The following is a 1,759-nucleotide window of genomic DNA, read 5'->3' on the forward strand; positions in this document are numbered from 1 at the left end:
ACCTTCATCTCGCCGTCCGCGCTGTTCGTGCCGGGACTTTCGAAGGATCGCGGGCGATGGCCGTGACCTGGTGGTTGCGCGAAACGAGTTCGTTCAGGATGCGTGTGCCGACGTTGCCGGTGGCGCCGATGAGAGCGATGCGTGCCATGGAATTCCTTTGGTCTGTGGTTGAGGATAGGTCTAAAATCGAGACCGTAGAATCATCTTATGCCAGCCTGCATATGCCGCACAAGAAGTCAGAACGGCATGATCAGGTCAGCGGAAACTGACCATTACCCGTGAACACGCCATGTCCAAGACCACCCTGCTCGCCACCGACCGCCCCTTCGACCAACCCTGCCCCATCCGCGACGTGCTGGACCGCATCGGCGACCAGTGGAGCATCCTCGTGCTCGATGCGCTCGAGGGCGGCACGAAGCGTTTCAACGAATTGATGCGCGCGCTGGGCGACATCTCCAAGCAGATGCTGTCGCAGACGTTGAAGCGCCTGGAGGAGGACGGCTTCGTGCGCCGCACCGTCTATCCGGAAGTGCCGCCGCGGGTCGAGTACGACCTCACGCCGCTGGGTCACTCGTTCCTCGTGCCGATGAAGGGCCTCGTCACCTGGGCCGACGAGCACCACCGCCACGTGTGCGAGGCGCGGCGTGAATACAAGGGTATCGTCCCGCGCTGACGTAAAAAATCGTCTGCTGCTGAGTGTTATCGCTATACATTCCCTGTCATCAAACTGTTAGGATCGTGCGATCAGCACCATGACAAGGAGACGGCAGTGACGAAGATGAATCCCGCCCGGCGGCGCGTGCTCGCGACGCTGGGCCTCGCGGCGGCATACCCCGGCCTGGCCGGCGCCACCGTCGTGGCACGCACGGAGGGCAACAAGGAACAACTGGCGTTGTGGTACGAGCGCCCCGCCGGTCCATGGGTCGAGGCCCTCCCCGTCGGCAACGGCCGGCTCGGCGCGATGGTGTACGGCCGCCCGCTGCAGGAGCGCCTGCAACTGAATGAAGACACGCTGTGGGCCGGCGGCCCGTACCGCTTCGACAATCCCGGATTCAAGACCGCGCTGCCGCGCGTGCGCGCCCTGATCGACGCGGGCCGCTTCATCGAAGCGCGCGACCTCGTATCGAAGGACATGATCGCGAAACCGGCCACGCAGATGCCTTATGGCGCGGCCGGCGACCTGCTGCTGGACTTCCATGGACTCACGCCGACGGCTGCGTATCGCCGCTCGCTCGACCTCGACACCGCCATCGCCACGACGCGCTTCACGAGCGGCGGCGCGCGCCATGTGCGCGAGACGTTCGCGAGCGCGCCCGACCAGGTGATCGTGCTGCACCTGCAGGCAAGCGGCGGCGGCACCCTCGACTTCGACGTCGGCTACCGCCACCCGCGCCAGGTCGATTACGGCAAGGCCAATTACGACGGCAAGTCCGCAGATGACCCGTCGGCCGCCACGGGTGCGCCCTGGGACGTGAAGGAAGACCTGGAAGAATCGAAGCGGCCGGCCAGCCTGGCGATCCGCGCGGACGGTCCGCGCGCCCTGCTGGTCGAAGGCCGCAACGCGGACGCCGCCGGCGTCAAGGGCGTGTTGCGCTACGCCGTACGCGTGCAGGCCATGGGCGACGGCAAGGTCGACGTCGAGGGCGGCCGCCTGCGCGTGCGCGGTGCGCGCGAGGTCACGCTGCTCATCGGCGCCGCCACCAGCTTCGTCAACTTCCGCGACACGAGCGGCGACCCGGTGCAGGCCGTGCGCACGCGC

2 protein-coding genes and 1 pseudogene are annotated in these 1,759 nt (G+C 66.7%); 2 read left to right on the top strand and 1 reads right to left on the bottom strand.

Going from position 1 to position 1,759, the window contains the following annotated elements; translation table 11 throughout:
* Nucleotides 1-7 precede the first annotated feature (7 nt).
* Nucleotides 8-148 (bottom strand): annotated as a pseudogene (locus ACEN88_RS30855) (NAD(P)H-binding protein); the annotation flags it as partial.
* A 141-nt stretch (nt 149-289) separates the two neighbouring features.
* Here ACEN88_RS30855 and ACEN88_RS30860 point away from each other — a divergent pair.
* A complete protein-coding gene (locus ACEN88_RS30860) occupies nt 290-673 on the top strand; it encodes a winged helix-turn-helix transcriptional regulator (protein WP_413345867.1) in 384 nt (127 codons plus the stop codon).
* Between the two features lie 105 nt (nt 674-778).
* Nucleotides 779-1,759, top strand: a 981-nt coding sequence (locus ACEN88_RS30865; protein ID WP_413345868.1) for a glycoside hydrolase N-terminal domain-containing protein, incomplete at its 3' end; no start/stop codon positions are given.

Source organism: Massilia sp. CT11-108 (genome assembly GCF_047302915.1).
GTDB classification, from domain to species: domain Bacteria; phylum Pseudomonadota; class Gammaproteobacteria; order Burkholderiales; family Burkholderiaceae_D; genus Telluria; species Telluria orientalis.